This window comes from Pseudomonas sp. efr-133-TYG-23 (assembly GCF_030209215.1).
GTDB lineage: Bacteria > Pseudomonadota > Gammaproteobacteria > Pseudomonadales > Pseudomonadaceae > Aquipseudomonas > Aquipseudomonas rhodesiae.
Map to the genome: position 1 here is coordinate 92,318 of NZ_JARVSL010000002.1, position 19,773 is coordinate 112,090.

The 19,773-nt window shown below is 60.7% G+C and carries 17 protein-coding genes, 1 other RNA gene and 1 riboswitch; of the genes, 10 read left to right on the top strand and 8 right to left on the bottom strand.

The window, feature by feature from the left end:
* The first annotated feature begins 11 nt into the window (after positions 1 to 11).
* A complete protein-coding gene (locus tag QRN41_RS01140) occupies positions 12 to 830 on the top strand; it encodes a M48 family metallopeptidase (RefSeq protein ID WP_034095942.1) in 819 nt (272 codons plus the stop codon).
* 73 nt (positions 831 to 903) lie between these two features.
* Here the strand turns inward: QRN41_RS01140 and QRN41_RS01145 are convergent, their stop codons facing one another.
* From QRN41_RS01145 to QRN41_RS01155, 3 genes are all read right to left on the bottom strand, one after another.
* On the bottom strand, positions 904 to 1,488 hold the full coding sequence (locus QRN41_RS01145; RefSeq protein ID WP_016978300.1) for a TMEM165/GDT1 family protein: 585 nt from the start codon (positions 1,486 to 1,488) through the stop codon (positions 904 to 906).
* An 88-nt stretch (positions 1,489 to 1,576) separates the two neighbouring features.
* A riboswitch (yybP-ykoY riboswitch) is annotated at positions 1,577 to 1,698 on the bottom strand.
* Positions 1,699 to 1,748: 50 nt separating this feature from the next.
* On the bottom strand, positions 1,749 to 2,747 hold the full coding sequence (locus QRN41_RS01150) for a methyltransferase (protein WP_285421077.1): 999 nt from the start codon (positions 2,745 to 2,747) through the stop codon (positions 1,749 to 1,751).
* Between the two features lie 30 nt (positions 2,748 to 2,777).
* Positions 2,778 to 3,743, bottom strand: coding sequence for a 2-hydroxyacid dehydrogenase (locus tag QRN41_RS01155; protein ID WP_285421078.1), 966 nt, complete (start codon positions 3,741 to 3,743; stop codon positions 2,778 to 2,780).
* Between the two features lie 84 nt (positions 3,744 to 3,827).
* Here QRN41_RS01155 and QRN41_RS01160 point away from each other — a divergent pair, with 84 nt between their 5' ends.
* The 6 genes from QRN41_RS01160 (at position 3,828) to QRN41_RS01185 (ending at position 13,695) form a co-directional block, all read left to right on the top strand.
* Positions 3,828 to 4,460 carry a LysE family translocator gene (locus QRN41_RS01160; protein WP_034095946.1) on the top strand — a complete coding sequence of 211 codons (633 nt, stop codon included), beginning with the start codon at positions 3,828 to 3,830 and terminating at the stop codon, positions 4,458 to 4,460.
* A 166-nt stretch (positions 4,461 to 4,626) separates the two neighbouring features.
* Positions 4,627 to 6,309 carry a fatty acid--CoA ligase gene (locus tag QRN41_RS01165; protein ID WP_123480682.1) on the top strand — a complete coding sequence of 561 codons (1,683 nt, stop codon included), beginning with the start codon at positions 4,627 to 4,629 and terminating at the stop codon, positions 6,307 to 6,309.
* 328 nt (positions 6,310 to 6,637) lie between these two features.
* The gene (locus QRN41_RS01170; protein WP_034095948.1) at positions 6,638 to 8,497 is read left to right on the top strand and encodes a DUF1302 domain-containing protein; all 1,860 of its coding nucleotides are present in this window, start codon (positions 6,638 to 6,640) and stop codon (positions 8,495 to 8,497) included.
* A gap of 28 nt (positions 8,498 to 8,525) precedes the next feature.
* Positions 8,526 to 9,890, top strand: coding sequence for a DUF1329 domain-containing protein (locus QRN41_RS01175; protein WP_034095949.1), 1,365 nt, complete (start codon positions 8,526 to 8,528; stop codon positions 9,888 to 9,890).
* Between the two features lie 313 nt (positions 9,891 to 10,203).
* Positions 10,204 to 12,933, top strand: a complete 2,730-nt coding sequence (locus QRN41_RS01180) for a winged helix-turn-helix domain-containing protein (protein WP_167417287.1) — start codon at positions 10,204 to 10,206, stop codon at positions 12,931 to 12,933.
* 117 nt (positions 12,934 to 13,050) lie between these two features.
* Positions 13,051 to 13,695 (top strand): MBL fold metallo-hydrolase, encoded by a 645-nt coding sequence (locus tag QRN41_RS01185; RefSeq protein WP_167417286.1) that lies wholly within the window; start codon positions 13,051 to 13,053, stop codon positions 13,693 to 13,695.
* A gap of 41 nt (positions 13,696 to 13,736) precedes the next feature.
* Here QRN41_RS01185 and QRN41_RS01190 read toward each other — a convergent pair whose 3' ends face one another.
* The gene (locus QRN41_RS01190; protein ID WP_167417285.1) at positions 13,737 to 13,904 is read right to left on the bottom strand and encodes a hypothetical protein; all 168 of its coding nucleotides are present in this window, start codon (positions 13,902 to 13,904) and stop codon (positions 13,737 to 13,739) included.
* Here QRN41_RS01190 and QRN41_RS01195 point away from each other — a divergent pair.
* A complete protein-coding gene (locus QRN41_RS01195) occupies positions 13,903 to 14,670 on the top strand; it encodes a YiaD family glycine zipper/OmpA-like lipoprotein (protein ID WP_034095952.1) in 768 nt (255 codons plus the stop codon). The two genes, QRN41_RS01190 and QRN41_RS01195, sit on opposite strands and share 2 nt — an antisense overlap.
* Positions 14,671 to 14,738: 68 nt before the next feature.
* On the opposite strand, the gene QRN41_RS01200 is transcribed toward QRN41_RS01195, so the two are convergent.
* The 4 genes from QRN41_RS01200 to QRN41_RS01215 form a co-directional block, all read right to left on the bottom strand.
* The gene (locus QRN41_RS01200) at positions 14,739 to 15,320 is read right to left on the bottom strand and encodes a BON domain-containing protein (protein ID WP_012722284.1); all 582 of its coding nucleotides are present in this window, start codon (positions 15,318 to 15,320) and stop codon (positions 14,739 to 14,741) included.
* Entirely contained in the window at positions 15,317 to 15,910 is a 594-nt protein-coding gene (locus tag QRN41_RS01205; protein WP_007904374.1) for a phosphoheptose isomerase, read from the bottom strand. Before QRN41_RS01205 ends, QRN41_RS01200 begins: the two co-directional genes overlap by 4 nt.
* A 92-nt stretch (positions 15,911 to 16,002) precedes the next feature.
* Entirely contained in the window at positions 16,003 to 16,374 is a 372-nt protein-coding gene (locus QRN41_RS01210; RefSeq protein ID WP_034111801.1) for a YraN family protein, read from the bottom strand.
* Complete coding sequence (locus QRN41_RS01215) at positions 16,374 to 18,185, bottom strand: penicillin-binding protein activator (RefSeq protein ID WP_285421079.1); 1,812 nt, start codon at positions 18,183 to 18,185, stop codon at positions 16,374 to 16,376. The genes QRN41_RS01210 and QRN41_RS01215 overlap by 1 nt, the downstream gene beginning before the upstream one ends.
* 221 nt (positions 18,186 to 18,406) lie before the next feature.
* Here QRN41_RS01215 and rsmI point away from each other — a divergent pair, with 221 nt between their 5' ends.
* On the top strand, positions 18,407 to 19,279 hold the full coding sequence (gene rsmI / locus QRN41_RS01220; RefSeq protein ID WP_167417324.1) for a 16S rRNA (cytidine(1402)-2'-O)-methyltransferase: 873 nt from the start codon (positions 18,407 to 18,409) through the stop codon (positions 19,277 to 19,279).
* Positions 19,280 to 19,375: 96 nt separating this feature from the next.
* Positions 19,376 to 19,729, top strand: an RNA gene (gene rnpB, locus QRN41_RS01225) — RNase P RNA component class A.
* The last annotated feature ends 44 nt before the right edge of the window (positions 19,730 to 19,773 follow it).

Here is a 19,773-nt window from a genome sequence, read left to right on the forward strand (position 1 = left end):
AGAGTGTATTGATGAAGAAATCACTGGCGGTAAGTGTATTGGCGGCAGCGGTCCTGCTGGCCGGGTGTCAATCGGTCAACACCACCAGCGGCGGCGCCGTTGGGGTAGAGCGCAAGCAGTACATGTTCAGCATGCTGTCGAGCCAGGAAGTCGACCAAATGTATGCCCAGTCCTACCAGCAGACCCTGGGTGAGGCCAGCGGCAAAGGCTTGGTGGATAAAACCAGTGCCAACGCCAAGCGGGTGCAGGCCATTGCCAAGCGTCTGATCGCCCAGGCACCGACCTTCCGTGCGGATGCGGCGCAGTGGAACTGGGAAGTAAACCTGATCAAAAGCGATGAGATGAACGCCAACTGCGGGCCTGGCGGCAAGATCTTCGTGTACAGCGCGCTGATCGACAACCTCAAGCTCACCGATGACGAATTGGCTGCGGTAATGGGCCATGAAATCGCCCATGCCCTGCGTGAGCATGGCCGCGAAGCCATGTCCAAGGCTTACGGCATCGAAATGGCCAAGCAGGGCGCCGGTGCGCTGTTTGGCCTGGGTCAGGACAGCCTGGCGCTGGCCGACACTGTAGCCAACTACGGCATGACCTTGCCCAACAGCCGCAGCAATGAAAACGAAGCGGACCTGATCGGCCTGGAACTGTCTGCCCGGGCCGGCTACAACCCGAACGCCGCGATCACGCTGTGGAACAAGATGGCCAAGGCGTCCGAGGGCGCGCCGCCGGAGTTCATGAGCACGCACCCGGCGTCCGACAGCCGCATCGCCTCGCTGCAGGCGGCCATTCCAAAGGTCATGCCGCTCTATCAGCAGGCCAAAAAATCTTGACCCTGTGACGATCCAACGGTGGGAGAGGGTTTGCCCCCCTCCCACGTTGAATTGGGTTTGCAGGCTGAGACTCTTAGATCCAGCCACTGCTCTGCATGGCTTTGTACACCGCCACGATCGCCAGGATGAAAAACGCTGAGGCGGCCAGTCGGCGAATCAACGTCAGCGGCAGTTTCTCTGCGGCGAAATTCCCCGCCAATACCACCGGCACGTTGGCAATCAGCATGCCCAGAGTGGTACCGATAATCACCAGCCACAGTTCCGGATATTGCGCGGCGAGCATCACCGTGGCGATCTGCGTCTTGTCACCGATTTCCGCGAGGAAAAACGCAATCAGCGTGGTCAGGAAAGGCCCGAACTTGCGCGTGGTGCTGGCTTCGTCGTCGTCGAGTTTGTCCGGCACCAAGGTCCACAGCGCGGTGGCGCAGAAGCTGGCCGCGAGGATCCAGTGCAGCACCGCATCCGAGAAGAAACTGCCGAACCAGGCGCCCACGGCACCGGCGGCGGCGTGGTTGGCCAGGGTGGCGGCGACGATACCGGCGATGATTGGCCAGGGTTTGCGAAAGCGGGCGGCCAGGATGAGGGCGAGCAGTTGCGTCTTGTCGCCGATTTCGGCCAAGGCAACGATTGCGGTGGGAACGAGCAATGAATCCAGCATCAGGTAGGTTTCCAGGGGCGGGTCGACACGGCTATGACACGTACAGCCTTCCCGCCCCGGGTAAGGTGTGCGTGTCATAGGTCTTGTCAAACCCCGGTCCGTCTGTGCGGACTCCTGGGTCGCATACGCCATGGTCTGCTGACCAAGTATGTTGACGTATGCCGGACGAGCGTGGTGCTCGTGGGAGACTACTCCCCTAGGACGGAGCGGATTCTGCCTAGGCAAATTCCATTCGGCAAGCGTTCTTTTCTAAACCTCGATCAGCCGCGCTTGGCGCGGTAGATACGAAAACCGTTGCCTTCAGCCTTGATCGCACACACGCCCAGATGCTCTTCGATCAGCGGCTGGTACTTCAGGAAGCTATTGGCCACCAAGCGCAGTTCGCCGCCTTTTGCCAGATGTTTGGCCGCTTTTCGCAGCAAGTTCTCGGTGGCGAAATAGTCAGTGTGCACGCCAACATGGAACGGTGGATTGCTCAGAATCGCATTCAATCCCATCGGCGCGGCGTCGATGCCATCACCGGTCAACACCTCGGCTTCCAGGCCGTTGGCGGCCAGGGTCAGGCGGCTGCTGGCGGCGGCGAAGGCGTCCACGTCGAGCAAAGTGACGGTGTTGTGCGGGTAGCGACGTTTGATTGCGGCTCCCAATACGCCAGCCCCACAGCCAAAGTCCAGCAGGTGACCGCTCGGCAGTTTATCCAGATGCGCCAGCAACAACTCGGTGCCGCGATCCAGGCGACCGTGGCTGAACACGCCCGGCAGGCTCACCACCTTCAACGGCCCTTCGGCCAGCGGTACGTCGAAGGTCTGTGCCAGGCTCTCCAACGCCACCGCCTGCGGGGCATTGGCCACGGTGACTTGCCACAGCTGACAATGCCGAGCGTTGTCGAGCTTGCGTGGTTTGCCCAAGGGGATCATTTGCTTGGCGGCGCTTTCGATACCGGCTTTTTTTTCGCCCACCAGGAACAGCTCGGCGCCGGGAAGGCGTGCGGCCACGGCCTTGAGCAGGTAGTCGGTCAGGTCCTTGGATTTGGGCAGAAAGATTACCGCCGCGTCGAACGCACGCTGCGGCACGCTGACGCCGAACTGGCTGCGCTCGGGGAAACGGGCGTCCAGCGCCGCCTGGTCGCCGGCATGCCAGCACCAGCCGTGGGCATTGGGCAGGCGCCCCAGCAAGTCGTCGGCGGGCAACCCCACCAATAGCAGGTTGCCTTGAAAAAGTTCGGCCTGGCGAAGCAGTACTTCACTGCGCGGATCCATGGTCTGCTCCTTGAAAAGGGGCGCAGTTTATCAACTCACAACCCGCAGCGGGGCGCCGCTGAAAAAGCCACGGGCGTTTTCCACCAGTTGACCGACGATACGCTGGCGCGCCTCGCGGCTGCCCCAGGCATTGTGTGGGGTGACGATCAAGCGCGGAATATCATCGGCCAGCAGCGGATTACCGTCGACCGGCGGCTCCACGCTCAACACATCGGTAGCCGCGCCGCCCAGATGGCCGCTGCGCAACGCATGGGCCAGGGCTTGCTCATCGATCAAGCCGCCACGCGCGGTATTGACCACCAGCGCGCCGGGCTTGAGCAGCGCCAGTTCGCGGGCGCCGATCAAATGGCGGGTGTGCTCGTTGAGCGGGCAGTGCAAGGTCAGCGCGTCGACCTGGGGCAGCAGTTCATCCAACGGCACGCGGTCGGCCCGGGCAGGGCGCCCCGGAATCGCGCCCAGCACCACGCGCATGCCAAAGGCTTCGGCCAGACGCGCCACGGCGCTGCCCAATTCACCGTGGCCCAGCAGGCCGAGGGTTTTGCCCTCCAATTCGATGATCGGATGATCCAGCAGGCAGAATTGCTTGGCCTGTTGCCATTTGCCGGCGGCTACATCCTGCCGATAGTCCTTCAGCCGCGTCGCCAGGTTGAGCAGCAGCATCATCGTGTGCTGCGCCACCGATGGCGTGCCGTAGCCCTGGCAGTTGCTCACCGTGATGCCCTGGGCGCGGGCGGCGGCCAGATCAATGTTGTTGGTACCGGTGGCCGACACCAGGATCAGTCTGAGATCGGGGCAAGCCGCCAGGGTTTGCGCGTTGAGCACGATCTTGTTGCTGATGGCCACTTGGGCACCTAGCAGGCGTTCCAACACATTTTGCGGCGTCGTGTCCGAAAACAGCTGCAACTCTGTGAAGCTGTCTCGCAATTGGCTGAGGTCGAGGTCCCCCAAGTCCAGGGAAGGGTGATCAAGGAAGACGGCGTGGCGATTGTCAGTCATCAACTGTACCTTTTGCGACAGAGTTCGAAGGCGTAATCTGCCGAGCCTATCAGATGAAATAATCAGTTACTTAATGGAGTGAGCATGTACCTCGCCGAGTTTTTGACCGTAGCCTTGATTCACTTGTTGGCGGTGGCCAGTCCCGGACCGGACTTCGCCGTGGTCGTGCGCGAGAGCGTGACCCACGGCCGCCGCGCCGGCACCTGGACCGCGCTGGGCGTGGGTTCGGCGATTTTCCTGCATGTGGGCTATTCGTTGCTGGGTATTGGGCTGATCGTGTCCCAGTCCATCGTGCTGTTCAACGCCCTCAAGTGGGCCGCGGCTGCTTACCTGTTGTACATCGGCTTCAAAGCCCTGCGCGCCCAGCCGGCCAAACCCGCCGCCGAGGGCGAGCTGCACCGCGAAGCCGGTGAACGCACCCCGCGCGGCGCTTTCACCGCCGGTTTCGTGACCAATGGCTTGAACCCTAAGGCCACGTTGTTCTTCCTCTCGTTGTTCACCGTGGTGATCAATCCACACACGCCGTTGGCGGTGCAGGCCGGCTACGGCGTCTACCTGGCGGTGGCGACGGCGCTGTGGTTCTGCCTGGTGGCGATGCTGTTCAGCCAGCAACGCGTGCGCGCCGGGTTTGCGCGGATGGGGCATTGGTTCGACCGGACCATGGGCGCGGTATTGATTGCCATAGGTGTGAAGCTGGCGTTTACCAGCATGAAATAACATTGGCCCACCCGGTGCGCATGGCCAGTAATCGGTGCAAATGCTGGCGCAAAGCTAGCATTTGCTGAGGTCTGCAAATCATTCCTTTGGCTGATTTAGCGCACACATAACGTCTCTACAGTGCAGGTCTTCAAGCCAAGACCGTGCAGTCATAAAAGGGATTCGTATGTTGCAGACCCGTGTTATCCCGCCCGCCGAAGGTGCGTACCAATACCCACTGTTGATCAAGCGCCTGCTGATGTCCGGCACCCGTTACGAGAAGACCCGGGAAATCGTCTACCGTGACAAATTGCGTTACACCTACCCCACCTTGATCGAACGCGTCGCGCGCCTGGCCAATGTGTTGACCGAGGCCGGTGTGAAGGCCGGTGACACGGTGGCGGTGATGGATTGGGACAGCCATCGCTATCTGGAATGCATGTTCGCCATCCCGATGATCGGCGCGGTGATCCACACCATCAACGTGCGCCTGTCGCCGGAACAGATCCTGTACACCATGAACCACGCCGAAGACCGCTTCGTGCTGGTCAACAGTGAGTTTGTCGGGCTCTATCAAGCCATCGCCGGGCAGCTCACCACCGTGGACAAGACCCTGCTGCTCACCGACGGAGAAGCCAAAACCGCCGATCTGCCTGACCTGGTGGGCGAGTATGAAACCCTGCTGGCCGCCGCCAGCCCCCAGTACGACTTCCAGGATTTCGACGAACACTCGGTCGCCACCACGTTCTATACCACCGGCACCACCGGTAACCCTAAGGGCGTGTACTTCACCCATCGCCAGCTGGTGCTGCATACCATTGGCGTGGCGACCATCATGGGCAGCGTCGATAGCGTGCGATTGCTGGGCACCAACGACGTGTACATGCCGATCACGCCGATGTTTCACGTGCATGCCTGGGGTTTGCCGTATGTGGCTACCATGCTCGGTCTCAAGCAGGTCTACCCTGGCCGCTACGACCCGGAATTGCTGGTGGAGCTGTGGCGCAAGGAAAAGGTCACGTTCTCCCATTGCGTGCCGACCATCCTGCAGATGGTACTCAACGCCAAGGCCGCTCAGGGGGTGGATTTTGCCGGTTGGAAAATCGTCATCGGTGGCAGTGCGCTGAATCGTTCGCTGTATGAAGCTTCCAAGGCTCGTGGGATTCAACTCACCGCTGCGTACGGCATGTCCGAGACCGGACCGCTGGTGTCCTGTGCGCACCTCAACGAAGAACTGCTGGCCGGCAGCGAAGACGAGCGCATTACCTACCGCATCAAGGCTGGCGTGCCGGGGCCGTTGGTGGAGGCGGCGATCATTGACGCCGAGGGTCGTTTCCTGCCGGCCGATGGCGAATCCCAGGGCGAGCTTGTGCTGCGCGCGCCGTGGCTGACCGAGGGGTATTTCAAGGAGCCGCAAAAGGGCGCCGAGTTGTGGGCGGGCGGCTGGATGCACACCGGGGATGTGGCCACGCTGGACGCCTTTGGTGTGATCGATATCCGCGACCGCATCAAGGATGTGATCAAGACCGGCGGTGAGTGGGTCTCGTCCCTGGCCCTCGAAGACCTGGTCAGCCGTCACCCGGCGGTACGCGAAGTAGCGGTGGTGGGCATCGCCGACCCGCAGTGGGGCGAGCGCCCGTTTGCCTTGGTGGTGGTGCGCGAAGGCCATGCAATTGGCGCCCGCGAGCTGAAGGAACACCTCAAACCGTTCGTGGAACTGGGCCATTTGAGCAAGTGGGCGATTCCGAGTCAGATCGCCGTTGTTACGGAAATTCCCAAGACCAGTGTCGGTAAGCTCGACAAGAAGCGTATCCGCATTGACATCATCGAATGGCAGGCCAACAACAGCACGTTCCTGTCCACCCTCTGAGCTGATTTGCCGTGCCCCTGTGGCACGGCGATGCTCTATCTCGCGCCTTCACTTGTGATTTGCCGATTTTCAGCCATCCTTCCCGCGTCGGCCCCCGCCGACATGGCGAAAGGACTGTGGCAGACGGCTCGGTGATGCAAATCACACTTTAGAGGGATCAAGCCGTACCCCCTGCTGGCTATAGTCCCACTCAGAGTTTTTCAAGGATGCACCGCTTCGGGCCACGGAGGTTCAGTTGCCAGGCAGCATTGGAATCGTTGTATTCCGGCTGTTACACGCATCATCTAGAACTCACTGCCATAACAATAATGCACATGGAGTAGCGTCGATGACCTCAGTAAACCAGTTCTGGCGCCGGGCAAAATTGCCTCTGGCCGTCAGCCTCGCCTCTACGCTCGCCGGGCCCGCATTCGGCGTCAGCTTCAATATCGGTGAAATCGAAGGGAATTTTGACTCGTCGCTTTCCGTGGGGGCGAGCTGGTCGACAGCCAAGCCCAACAAGGACTTGATCGGCGCCAACAACGGCGGTCGGGGCTTGTCCCAGACGTCCGATGACGGCCACCTGAACTTCAAGCGCGGCGAGACCTTCTCCAAGATCTTCAAGGGTATCCACGACCTGGAGCTGAAGTACGGCGACACCGGCGTATTCGTGCGGGGCAAATACTGGTACGACTTCGAACTCAAGGATGAAAGCCGTGAGTTCAAGGACATCAGCGACAACAATCGCAAGGAAGGCGCCAAGTCTTCCGGCGGGCAGATTCTCGACGCCTTCGTTTATCACAACTATGCGATTGCCGATCAGCCGGGCAGCGTGCGCTTCGGTAAGCAGGTAGTGAGCTGGGGCGAAAGCACCTTTATCGGCGGCGGCATCAACTCTATCAACCCGATCGATGTGTCTGCGTTCCGTCGTCCGGGTGCCGAGATCAAGGAAGGCCTGATTCCGGTCAACATGTTCTACGTGTCGCAAACCCTGACCGATAACCTCTCGGCCGAAGCGTTTTACCAGCTGGAATGGGACCAGACCGTTACTGATAACTGCGGTACGTTCTTCTCGCAGCCGGATGTGATTTCCGATGGTTGCAGCAATAACCTGCGGGTGCTGAATAAGCGTTCGACCATCCCGGGCGCAGCCTTGCCGACCTTGACTGCCTTGGGTGTGGACGTAAACAACGAAGGCGTACTGGTCCGTCGTGGCCCCGACCGTGATGCTCGCGACAGCGGACAGTTCGGCGTGGCGATGCATTACAACTTCGAACCGCTGGATACCGAGTTCGGCGCGTACTTCATGAACTACCACAGCCGTGCGCCGATTTTCAGTGCGCAGGGTGCGCCGTCGTCGGCCTACACCCGTCCTCTGGGACCGCTTGGCGCCTTGCGCCCACTGGTCGTGGCCGGTAACTCCAATTACTTTGTCGAGTACCCGGAAGATATCCGCCTCTACGGTTTGAGCTTCTCCACCACGTTGCCGACAGGCACCGCATGGAGTGGTGAACTGAGCTACCGTCCCAACGCACCGGTGCAGTTGAGCACCACCGATATCCTCTTCGCCGGCGTGACGCCGATCCCAGGCTTTGGCAACGCGTCCGTACTCAAAGGCACCCCAGGTCAGGACCTGCACGGTTACAACCGCAAGGAAGTGACCCAGTTCCAGACCACGTTCACGCACTTCTTCGACCAAGTGATGGGCGCGAGTCGCTTGACCACCGTCGGTGAAATCGGTGTGACCCACGTGGGCGGCCTGGAAAGCAAGTCCCAAGCCCGTTATGGCCGTGACCCGGTATTCGGCCCTGGCACCTTGCCAGGTGGCTTCTGCGACAGGCTTAACCTGTCCACCGCCAATGGCGCTGGCTTGCCCAACGCCTCAGGCTTGAACACCAACTGCAACAACGATGGCTTCACCACCGCCACCTCCTGGGGCTATCGCGCTCGCGCCATCTGGGAATACCCGGATGTGTTCGCCGGTGTGAACCTCAAGCCTAACGTGGCGTGGTCCCACGACGTGAAGGGCTACTCGCCAGGCCCTGGCGGTAACTTCGAAGAAGGTCGCAAAGCGGTCAGCCTGGGGCTGGATGCCGAATACCAGAACACCTACACCGCAAGCCTGGCCTACACCAACTTCTTCGGCGGCAAGTTCAGCACCGTGGATGACCGTGATTTTGTCGCCCTGAGCGTCGGCGCGAACTTCTAAGCACACTGAATTTCAGGAAGACCGGAATATGAAAATAACTAAAAGTCTGTTGCACGTAGGTGTGCTGGGGCTGTCGATCCTGGCGAGCAACGTCATGGCGGCGGTCTCGGCCGATGAAGCTGCCAAGCTGGGTACCACCCTGACGCCGATGGGCGCAGAGATGGCCGGTAACGCTGCCGGCACTATCCCGAAATGGTCGCCGATGCCGACCAACGCCGGCGCTGTGGATGCCCGTGGCTTCCTGGCCAACCCCTACGCCAATGAGCAGCCGCAGTTCACCATCACCGCGGCTAATGTCGAGCAGTACAAAGACAAACTGGCGCCGGGGCAGTACGCGATGTTCAAGCGCTACCCGGAAACCTTCAAGATGCCGGTCTACCCGACCCATCGTGGCGCTACCGTGCCGGCCGAGGTGTTTGCCTCGATCAAGAAGAACGCCACCACCACCAACCTGGTGTCCGGTGGCAACGGCCTGGAGAACTTCGAAACCGCGGTGCCATTCCCGATTCCGAAAAGCGGCGTCGAGGTGATCTGGAACCACATCACCCGCTATCGCGGCGGCAGCGTGACGCGTCTGGTTACCCAGGCTACCCCGCAAACCAATGGTTCCTACAGCCTGGTGTACTTCCGCGACCAGTTCGTGTTTCGCGACAAAATGAAGGACTTCGATCCGAAGAACCCGGGCAACGTGCTGTTCTACTTCAAGCAGCAAGTGACCGCGCCGGCACGCCTGGCCGGTGGTGTGCTGCTGGTGCACGAAACCCTGGACCAGGTGAAGGAGCCGCGTTCGGCATGGGTCTACAACGCCGGCCAGCGCCGTGTGCGCCGGGCGCCGCAAGTGTCCTATGACGGCCCGGGCACCGCTGCCGACGGTCTGCGTACCTCCGACAACCTCGACATGTACAACGGCGCGCCGGATCGCTATGACTGGAAGCTGGAGGGCAAGAAAGAAATCTACATCGCCTCCAACAGCTACAAGATCGACGATCCGAAGCTCAAGTACGCCGACATCATCAAGGCCGGTCACATCAACCAGGACCTGGCGCGTTACGAGCTGCGCCGCGTCTGGCATGTGGTCGCCACCTTGAAGGAAGGCCAGCGCCACATCTACGCCAAGCGTGACTTCTACATCGACGAAGACACCTGGCAAGCGGCGGTGATCGACCACTACGACGGCCGTGGCCAACTGTGGCGCGTCGCCGAAGCCCATGCCGAGAACTACTACGACAAGCAAGTGCCGTGGTACGCCCTGGAAACCCTCTACGACCTGCAGTCCGGCCGCTACCTGGCGCTGGGCATGAAGAACGAAGAGAAACAGGCCTACGATTTCGGCTTCACCGCCTCCACTAGCGAATTCACCCCGGCGGCCCTGCGTCAGGATGGTGTGCGCTAGGTTGCACGACCCAATGTGTGAGGGGCAGGCCCCCTCACACATGGGATGGGTTCCAGATTGAATGATAATTTGGCAAAGCTCGATCAAAGGGTGGGAGGGGGCTTGCCCCCGATAGCGGGATAACAGTCGGCATTTACGTTGACTGTTACCTCGTTATCGGGAGCAAGCTCCCTCCCGCTTTTTGCCTATCGCGATATTTTTTGTCGCAGTTCTTTTTCAGGCAATTGTTGCAAAGATCTACAAAGTGGCGGCTTTTACCGCTAGTCTGCGGACATCTGCAATGCCGACAATAGCCTTCAATAAGAGCCCGGCGATGACTGATCTGTCCCGAATCCAAGGGCCTGCCAGTGCGGTGATCCCGTCTCTGGAAGCTCGCTTTTACAGGCCTCCGCTGCCTGACGGCTACGTGCTGCGACCCCGTCTGTGCGAACGGCTGAGTGCCGGATTGCAGGGTCGTTTGTTGCTGGTCAGCGCGCCGGCCGGGTTCGGTAAGAGTTCCCTGGCGGTCGAGTTCTGCCAAAGCCTGCCGGCCCATTGGCAAAGCCTGTGGCTGGGCTTGGGCCCACGGGACAGCGACCCCGGTCGTTTCCTCGAGCGCCTGCTCGAAGGTCTGCAACAGTACTTCTCGCCGCTCGGTGCCCAGTCCCTGGGCCTGCTGAAAATGCGTCAGCGTCACCAACCCTTTGCGTTTGAAGAATGGCTCGATGGCCTGCTCGATGAGTTGGCCCACCATCTGTCCACCCGCGCGCCGCTATTATTGGTGCTGGACGACTATCACTTGGCCCAGGGGCCGGTGCTGGACCGTTGCCTGCAGTTTTTCCTCAACCATTTGCCCGATGGCCTGGTAGTGCTGGTGACCAGCCGCCAGCGCCCGGACTGGCATCTGGCGCGCCTGCGGCTGTCGCGGCATTTGCTGGAACTGAACGAACACGACCTGCGCCTGACCCATGCCGAATCCCTGGCGGTGCTGGATCGCCATAGCAACTCCTTGCGCGGCGAAGCCCTCGATAACTTGATCCGTCGTAGCGAAGGCTGGGTGGCCGGTTTGCGTTTCTGGTTGCTGGCGGCCTCCGAAGCCGGCAACGAGAGTGCCTTGCCCCAGAGCCTGCACGGCGGCGAAGGGTTGATCCGCGATTACCTGCTGGAAGAGGTGATCGATTGCCTACCGGCCGAGGTGCAGGCGTTTCTGTTCGACACCGCGCCCCAGGAGCGCTTTTGCAGTGACCTGTGCGACGCCGTGCGCGAAGCCCATGACAGCGCGGAGATCCTGCGTTACCTGCAATCTCACCAAGTGTTTCTAGTGCCTTTGGACGAGCAGGGCGTTTGGTTCCGTTATCACCATTTGTTCTCCGACCTGCTGCGCAGCCGACGCGAAAGCAGCCCTGTGCTGCCGGCCGCCAGCCTGCACCTGCGCGCCTGTCGTTGGTTCAACGCCCAGGGTTTGATCGACGAGGCGGTGGAACAAGCGTTGCGCGCCGGCCATCTGGATGTGGCGGCGAACCTGGTGCAAAACCTGTCCGAAGAACAACTGCTGGCCGAGCAGAATGTCGGCATGCTGCTGCGCTGGAAAATGGACTTGCCCGACAGCCTGCTGATCAGCACACCGCGCTTGATCGTGCTCTACAGCTGGGCATTGGGGTTGGCCTGTCAGTTGGATGCGGCGCAAGAGTTGTCCAGCTACCTCAGTCGGTTTCTGCCGGCGCCCTCGGCCACCGCGCAAAAATCCATGCTGGCGCAGTGGCTGGCGCTCAGCGGCATCATCGCCCGTGGTCGCGGCGATCGCGAGCTGACCCAGCGCTATTGCAGCGAGGCCTTGGACAGCCTGCCGCAGCGCCGTTACGGCCAGCGACTGATGTGCCTATCGACTCTGTCCAATCTGGCGATTGCCGATGGGGATTTATGGCGTGCCCGCGGCTTGAATCGCGAATCGTTGGAGTTGGCGCAGCGCGTCGGCAACCCGCTGTTCGAGGCCTTGGCCCACTATGATCGCGCGCGGGTCCTGCAAGCGCGGGGCGAAATTCTGCGTTCCCTCGACGAAGTGCGCCAGGGCCTGCAGCGCCTGCACGGTCTGGCGCCTCAACGGCTGTATGCGGTACGGGCTCGCCTCTCGCTGTATGAAGGTTACTTGCTGCTGGTGCGGTTTCAGCCCGAAGCCGGCATGGTCCGCCTGCGCGCTGGATTGGCTGAAGCCCGGGCCTGTCGCGATATCAGTGTGTTAATCGGGCATTGCGTGATCGCCAGTTTCGAAGGGCGGCGCGGTGATTTCCCTTTGGCGTTCGCCGAACTCGCCGAGGCCGAACGCTTGATGCATATCTGGGACGTGCCGCCGATCTACTACCTGGCCATGATCACTCTGATCAAGTGCGAGTTGTGGCTGGCCCAGGGCCGCACCGATCTGGCCGAAGCCTGGCTGGCACGGCTGGAGCAAACCTACAACGGCGAGCACGCCGCCGCCGCGCCGGAATTTCACCCGCACCTGCCGCAGCATATCGGCCTGCAACAAGCGGCTCTCGACGCCACGCGCCATCAGCACGACGTCGCGTTGCAGCGCCTGGAAGAACTGGCGCAGGAAGCCCACGACAGCGGTCGCCAGATGATCGCCCTGATGGCCTTGACTCAGCAGGCACAGTTACTGCTCGAGGGAGGCCAGGAAACCAAGGCGCGCCCGATTCTGGCGCGGGCACTGGAGGCGGGAGCAGGCGGTGCGCTGCAACCTTTTCAGCGTCTGTTGGACACCCACCCGGATTGGATGCGCGAGCAACTGGGCCAAGACCCTCACGGCTTGTTGAGTCAAAGCTTGCTAGCCTTGCTGCCCAAGGCAGTAGCGATGTCGCCCACGCCCACCCATGAAGCTCTCAGTGCGCGTGAGCTGGCGGTCCTGCAACTGATCGCCGAAGGTTGTTCCAACCAGGAAATCAGCAATCGGCTGTTTATTTCACTGCACACGGTCAAAACCCATGCGAGCCATATCAATAGCAAGTTGGGCGTGGAGCGGCGCACTCAGGCGGTGGCGCGGGCGCAGGAATTGCGTTTGATTGGTTAAGCATTAAGCGAGCCTGCTTGGAGTGGTCTGCGCAGCGTTCCAGTCTGGTTTAATAGGGCGATTGTTGCGGCGCTACCTGCCTGAGACACCTGATTGATTTGCACTGGAAGACTGCCCATGGACACCACATCGCCCACGCTCATCCGCGAAACCTTCCCCGTCGGCCCGTTGCAGTGCAACTGCACAATCATCGGCGACCCCGTCACTAAAAAAGCCATCGTGGTCGACCCAGGCGGCAATCATGAGCTGATCCTGGCGCGGCTCGATGCGCTGGGGCTGAAAGTGGTGAGCATCATTCATACCCACGCCCATCTCGATCACTTCCTCGCTTCGGGTCAATTGAAAGAGAAAACCGGCGCCACCCTGCATCTGCACAAGGATGACCAATTCTTGTGGGATAACCTGGAGATGCAATGTCAGATGTTTGGTGTGCCCTACACCCCGGTGCCGTCGCCCGACCGCTGGCTGGCCGATGACGAAGAACTGGCCTGCGGTTGCGGCGTGGCCTTGCACACCCCTGGGCATACGCCGGGCTCGATGAGTTTCTGGTTCGCTGAGGCCAAATTGCTGATTGCCGGGGACACCTTGTTCCGACGTGGCGTGGGGCGCACGGACCTCTGGGGCGGCGACCAGGCGACCATCGTGCGTTCGATCAAGCAGCGCCTGTACACCCTGGATGAAGGCGCCACCGTGGTGACCGGCCATGGGCCGGACACGCGGCTGGGGGATGAGATGCGTGAAAATCCGTTTGTTCGGGCCTGATGTAAGTGAGTGCATCGTTAAAGCGAAAACGCAGGTTCTATTCAGGAGGCGTCTGCTAGGGTTTTGATAGCGGCAAATGTGACCAATGTTTTGTTACAGCCGCGGCAACGGTCATGGAATTTTTGCCGTTTGTCGCGTTCCAAACTCGGCACAGGTCCATTACCAATGCCCTTTGCACCACAGAATGCAAAAGTAGGAGCTTCTTTCATGTTCACTCCGCGTCGTCTGCTTGTTGTCGCTACCGCCGTAGCCTTGTTGTCCGGCTGCGCTTCCCCTAATCCTTATGACGGCAGCAGCCAGGGACAGGCGAATAATGAATCCGGCGGTATGAGCAAAACCGCCAAATACGGCGGTCTGGGTGCCCTGGCCGGGGCATTGGCGGGCGCTGCCATTGACCACAACAACCGTGGTAAGGGCGCGCTGATCGGCGCGGTAGTGGCAGGTGCAGGTGCCGCCGGGTATGGCTACTACGCCGACCAGCAGGAAAAGAAACTGCGCGAAAGCATGGCCAATACCGGGGTTGAGGTGCAGCGCCAGGGGGATCAGATCAAATTGATCATGCCGGGTAACATCACCTTCGCGACTAACTCAGACGCGATCTCCAGCAGCTTTTACCAGCCGCTGAACAACCTGGCCAACTCGCTCAAGCAGTTCAATCAAAACACCATCCAGATTGTGGGCTATACCGACAGCACCGGTAGCCGCCAACTGAACATGGACCTGTCCCAACGCCGTGCTCAGAGCGTGGCTAATTATCTGACCTCCCAAGGCGTGAGCCCGGCCAACCTGAGCGCTCGCGGTGCCGGCCCGGATAACCCGATTGCCAGTAACGCCGACGTCAATGGCCGCGCCCAGAACCGTCGCGTGGAGGTCAACCTCGGTCCGATCCCTGGCCAGCAATACGGTCAGCCGGGCCAGCAGGCTCCTCAGCAAAATAATCAGTTCCAGGGCAATCCATACCAGCAGTACCAATAAACAGCAGGCATTAAAAAGGGCGCCGTGCAATCCATGCACGGCGCCCTTTTTAGTGGGCGGCATTTACTTCAGTCGATGTACTCGAACACTTTCACAATCTTCTGTACGCCGGATACGCCTTGCACCAGGTTGGCCGCGCGAGTGGCTTCCGCCTGGGTCAGCAAGCCCATCAGGTAGACGATGCCGTTATCGGTGACGACCTTGATGCGCGAGCCTGGGATGGCGTTGTCTGTCAGCATCTGGGCCTTGATTTTGGTCGTCAGCAGCGCGTCGTTACTGATCGCCAGCAGGGTGATCGGGTCCATCACCTGCAATTCGTTGTGAACCTTCTTCACGCGCTGCACGGCCGCGGCGGCTTGTTCGGCCTGAGCCTTGAGGTCGGCGCGAGGTGTCTGGCCAGCCAGCAGCACCACGCCATTAAAGCTGGTGACGACGATGCGCGAGGCGCCATTGCCGAGGTCCGGCGCGGCCTTGGCGACGTTGACCTCGACCTTGGTTTCGATCAGTGAGTCGTCGATCTTGCTGCCGAAGGTGCGCGTGCCCTTGTCGTCCTGGATGGGGGTGTCACGTGTCGCGGTGATTGCCGTGCTGCAGCCGCTGATGGCGAGGCACAGCGTGATGGCCAAAAGGCTGAGGCGGTTAACGGTCATTCTTCACTCCCGAACAGTTGGCTGTCGATCAGATCGCACAGGCAGTGGATCGCCAGCAGGTGGACTTCCTGGATACGTGCGGTGACATTGGCCGGAACGCGGATCTCCACATCTTCAGGCAGCAGCAACGAGGCCATGCCGCCGCCATCGCGTCCGGTCAATGCTACGACAATCATTTCGCGATCATGTGCGGCCTGGATCGCTTGAATAATATTCGCCGAGTTGCCACTAGTGGAAATCGCCAGCAGCACATCGCCCGGTTGGCCCAGGGCGCGGATCTGCTTGGAGAAGATTTCGTTGTAGCTGTAATCGTTGGCGATCGAGGTAATCGTCGACGAGTCGGTGGTCAGGGCGATGGCCGGCAGGCTCGGCCGCTCGCGCTCGAAGCGGTTGAGCAGCTCGGAGGAAAAGTGCTGGGCGTCGCCGGCCGAACCGCCATTGCCGCACGAAAGCATTTTGCCTTCGTTGAGCAAGGCATTGACCATGACCTGACTGGCTTGCTCGATGTGCGGTGCAAGTACGTCCATCGCCTGTTGCTTGGTGTCGATGCTGGCCTGGAAAAGCTGGCGAATTCGGGATTGCATGTCCATCTGTGTGACCTTAAGTAGCGCGGCTGTTTGGCACAGGAATGTGCAGCCCGCAAAGCAAAGAGCAAAAGTGTGTGGTGAAGATGTCCGGCGAATCAGCTGTCGAAGGCGTTCGGGAGCCAGTTCAGATCAGCGGTACCCGACGGTGTGCTTTCTATGGCAACCACATCGAAACGGCAGGGGGCGTCGGCCCAGCGATGCTCTTCTTGCAGGAAAAACTGCGCGGCGAGTATTAGCTTCTGACGCTTGCGCCCGTCGATACTGGCGAGCGCGCCACCCCATTGTGCGTGTTTTCTGTAGCGGACTTCGACGAATACTACTGTATCGCCGTCAAGCATGACCAGATCAAGCTCGCCGCGTTTACATAACCAGTTCTGCGCCAAAAGGCGCAGACCCTGTTGTTGCAGGTAGTTCAGAGCTTGAAGTTCGGCATCCTTGCCGCTTTGCGCACGGGACCGCTCGGGCATCAGCGCGGGGTGTCCGGCAGGCGCTGGATCTGACCACCGACGAACTTCGCCCACGGCATCTGGCGATCTACGCGTTGGTTGCCGCTGATTCCCAGGTTGCCCGAGAGACCGTCAATCCGAGTGTCCGGCAGCGCCTTGAGCTGGCCCAGGCGTGGCGCCAGACTATAGGCATCCACGCCCATCGCGTAGAGACGCCCGAGGCTGCCATTGGCTTGTGGCCATTGCGCGGCGACCTGGTTGCGCAGCGGGTCGGTGGTGTTGAGCAGCCAAGGGGTTTCACAGAACATCACGTTGGTCATGTCCAGGTACTGGTTCTTGTCGCCGCTGGCGCTGAATACGTGGGACGTCGCATACACGGGCACGTCGCCGGCGTACTGGAAGTTCAGGGTCGGTTTGATCTGCTGGGCCAGTTGCGGGGTCACGGCCAGGAAGATGAACTCGATGTCCTGGCGACGCGAAGGTTGTGCCGCCACATCGGTCCCCACCGTGTTTTGCAGGCTCTTGGCGCGGCCTTCGCTTTTACGCAGTTGGAACAGGTCGGCAATTTGCTGGGCCAGGGCGACCGGCTGGTCCACGTATTCCACACCCATCACCGTACCGCCATGAGCTTCCCAATCCTGACGGAAGGCTTTGTAGACCCGCTCACCCCATTCGCCACGCGGCACCATGGCGGCAGCGCGGTGCAGGCCATCGGCACGGGCACGACGCGATACTTCGCGGGCTTCGTCTTCGGCGGCCAGGCCGAACTGGAACAACTGCGGTGGTGCTTGATCGGTTTCGCTGTAGTTCAGCGCCAAGGTGGTGATCGGCAATTGAGGGCGCGCGCTGAGCTGTTTGACCAGTGGCTTCTCCAACGGACCGACCACCAGTTGCACGCCGGCGGCCTGGGCCTTGGCATAGAAATCGTCGATGGAGGTCAGGCGGGAACTGTCATAGAACTCGATGACCGGCGGCTTTTGCCCGGCCTGTTCGGCCTGGTAGTGAGCCGCCATGAAGCCTTCGCGCAACGCCTTGCCGACAGAAGCCAGCGGGCCGTCCTGTGGCAACAGCACGGCGATCTTGTTCAGGGGTTGGCTGGCCAGCTCCTTGAGCTTGATCAGTGGGGTCGGCAATTGCAACGCTGCCGGATGGTTCGGGTTCTGCGCGCGCCAGGTATCGATAGCGGCCTGCTGTTGCTCCAGGGTGCCGGCGGCCTTGACCGACTGCGCCAGGGTGATCCAGCCGTCGAGCACCGGGTTGCCGCTGGCTTGCAGTTGGTCGGCCGGCACGGCGGCAATCAGGACCCAGATGGCTTCATGGTTGCTATGGGCGGCGTCGCCGGTCAGCAATGGCGCCATGGCGACACGCTCGCGGGCGGCGGCCAGGGTCTGGCCGTCGGCCTCGTAAGCACGGGCATGCACGGTGCCGGTGCGAATCTGCTGTTCGGCCGGCAAGTCCTTGAGGCTCTGCAGGCTCGGGTGGCTCAGGGCGGTCAACGCGGCCTTCGGCTGGTTGCGGGTCATGGCCAGTTCGGCGGCCAGGGTGCTGGCGAATACTTGTGCGGCCGGTTTGAGAGCGTCCAGGGGCACTTGGGCAAGAATCTGCGACGAGCGGCCAGGGTTGTTCTGGTGATAGGCCATGTCCGCCGCGCTCAAGCGCAATAATGCCGCCTTTTCTGGCGTCTTGGCGGTCGTGGCCTGTTCGAGCAGTTGCTCGATACTGGCGTCCGGGGTCCGGGGGAGGTCGCCAAGGCTGGACGAGGGCGAGCTGGCACAGGCGGCCAGTAAGGCAGCGAGGCAGAGGGCGGAGAGCAGCCGCAGACAAGCGATCATGTAAGTGTTCCTGATACCGATCAAATTAGCGTGGAATTGTACCCAAGCACTGGCCCAGGCGCGATGTTACTGGCGTGAAACCGTCGATTTAGGTCGTGCAAATGTTGCTGATTGTGCGCTGCTGACCATTGATGGCTGAAACATCATCGGTTTCGATGGCATATTTTCGAGGCATCTACGCGCTACAATGGATTTTTTTGCCATTCATCGAGGTGTGCGTTTTGACTGCTCCAGGTTCCCTGAATTCCACTGCAGGCTCGCTTTTTGTCGTGGCGACGCCCATTGGCAACCTGGACGACATCAGTGCCCGCGCATTGAAAGTGTTGCGCGACGTTAAATTGATCGCGGCGGAAGATACTCGCCACTCCCAGCGGTTGATGCAGCATTTTGGCATCAGTACTCCTCTGGCCGCCTGTCACGAACACAACGAGCGCGAAGAGGGCAGCCGTTTTATCGTGCGTCTGCTGGCCGGCGATGACGTGGCGTTGATCTCCGATGCCGGCACGCCGCTGATCTCCGACCCTGGATATCATCTCGTCCGCCAAGCGCGCGCTGCAGGCATCAATATAGTGCCTGTTCCGGGGGCGTGCGCGCTGATCGCGGCTCTGTCAGCGGCTGGCCTGCCATCCGATCGTTTTATCTTCGAGGGTTTCCTGCCCGCCAAGGCCGTTGGGCGTCGTGCGCGCCTTGAAGCGTTGAAAGAAGAACCGCGCACGCTGATTTTTTACGAAGCCCCGCACCGCATCTTGGAATGTCTGCAGGATATGGAGCTGGTGTTCGGCGGGGAGCGTCTTGCGTTGCTGGCGCGTGAGCTGACCAAAACCTTCGAAACCCTCAAAGGCCTGCCCCTGGAAGCGCTGCGTGCCTTTGTCGAAGGCGACAGCAATCAACAGCGTGGTGAGTGTGTGGTGCTGGTGGCGGGCTGGACGGCACCGGAAAGCGAGGATGCCGTCGGCAGCGAGGCCATGCGCGTGCTGGACTTGCTGCTCAAGGAGATGCCTCTCAAGCGGGCTGCGGCTCTGGCGGCGGAAATTACCGGCGTGCGTAAGAACGTCCTGTATCAAGTGGCGCTGGATAAACAGAAAGCCGAATAGTTCCGGGTTGAATGCAGCATTTCGTCCGATGGTGATGGCAGTCGGGTACTTTTAATACTTGTCCTGAGGCCGTCGTGCCGTTAACCTGCGCGGCGGAGAGTCGATTGGACAGTCGCTGCCCTCTATGAAAATTAGGGGGGGGAGGAAAGTCCGGGCTCCATAGGGCGAAGTGCCAGGTAATGCCTGGGAGGCGTGAGCCTACGGAAAGTGCCACAGAAAATAACCGCCTAAGCACTTCGGTGCCGGTAAGGGTGAAAAGGTGCGGTAAGAGCGCACCGCACGACTGGCAACAGTTCGTGGCTAGGTAAACCCCACTTGGAGCAAGACCAAATAGGGTCCCAAGGCGTGGCCCGCGCTGGGACCGGGTAGGTTGCTAAAGATGTCCAGTGATGGCCATCGTAGACGAATGACTGTTCAAGACAGAACCCGGCTTATAGATCGACTCTCCACCTTATTTCCCTCTATCCGAATCTCGGGCAGAAAACCGGTAGTAA

Bases quoted from the DNA above. Each gene is read 5' to 3' on its own strand.
- QRN41_RS01140 (WP_034095942.1), top strand. From the start codon at position 12: ATGAAGAAATCACTGGCGGTAAGTGTATTGGCGGCAGCGGTCCTGCTG.
- QRN41_RS01145 (WP_016978300.1), bottom strand. From the start codon at position 1,488: ATGCTGGATTCATTGCTCGTTCCCACCGCAATCGTTGCCTTGGCCGAA.
- QRN41_RS01150 (WP_285421077.1), bottom strand. From the start codon at position 2,747: ATGGATCCGCGCAGTGAAGTACTGCTTCGCCAGGCCGAACTTTTTCAA.
- QRN41_RS01155 (WP_285421078.1), bottom strand. From the start codon at position 3,743: ATGACTGACAATCGCCACGCCGTCTTCCTTGATCACCCTTCCCTGGAC.
- QRN41_RS01160 (WP_034095946.1), top strand. From the start codon at position 3,828: ATGTACCTCGCCGAGTTTTTGACCGTAGCCTTGATTCACTTGTTGGCG.
- QRN41_RS01165 (WP_123480682.1), top strand. From the start codon at position 4,627: ATGTTGCAGACCCGTGTTATCCCGCCCGCCGAAGGTGCGTACCAATAC.
- QRN41_RS01170 (WP_034095948.1), top strand. From the start codon at position 6,638: ATGACCTCAGTAAACCAGTTCTGGCGCCGGGCAAAATTGCCTCTGGCC.
- QRN41_RS01175 (WP_034095949.1), top strand. From the start codon at position 8,526: ATGAAAATAACTAAAAGTCTGTTGCACGTAGGTGTGCTGGGGCTGTCG.
- QRN41_RS01180 (WP_167417287.1), top strand. From the start codon at position 10,204: ATGACTGATCTGTCCCGAATCCAAGGGCCTGCCAGTGCGGTGATCCCG.
- QRN41_RS01185 (WP_167417286.1), top strand. From the start codon at position 13,051: ATGGACACCACATCGCCCACGCTCATCCGCGAAACCTTCCCCGTCGGC.
- QRN41_RS01195 (WP_034095952.1), top strand. From the start codon at position 13,903: ATGTTCACTCCGCGTCGTCTGCTTGTTGTCGCTACCGCCGTAGCCTTG.
- QRN41_RS01190 (WP_167417285.1), bottom strand. From the start codon at position 13,904: ATGAAAGAAGCTCCTACTTTTGCATTCTGTGGTGCAAAGGGCATTGGT.
- QRN41_RS01200 (WP_012722284.1), bottom strand. From the start codon at position 15,320: ATGACCGTTAACCGCCTCAGCCTTTTGGCCATCACGCTGTGCCTCGCC.
- QRN41_RS01205 (WP_007904374.1), bottom strand. From the start codon at position 15,910: ATGGACATGCAATCCCGAATTCGCCAGCTTTTCCAGGCCAGCATCGAC.
- QRN41_RS01210 (WP_034111801.1), bottom strand. From the start codon at position 16,374: ATGCCCGAGCGGTCCCGTGCGCAAAGCGGCAAGGATGCCGAACTTCAA.
- QRN41_RS01215 (WP_285421079.1), bottom strand. From the start codon at position 18,185: ATGATCGCTTGTCTGCGGCTGCTCTCCGCCCTCTGCCTCGCTGCCTTA.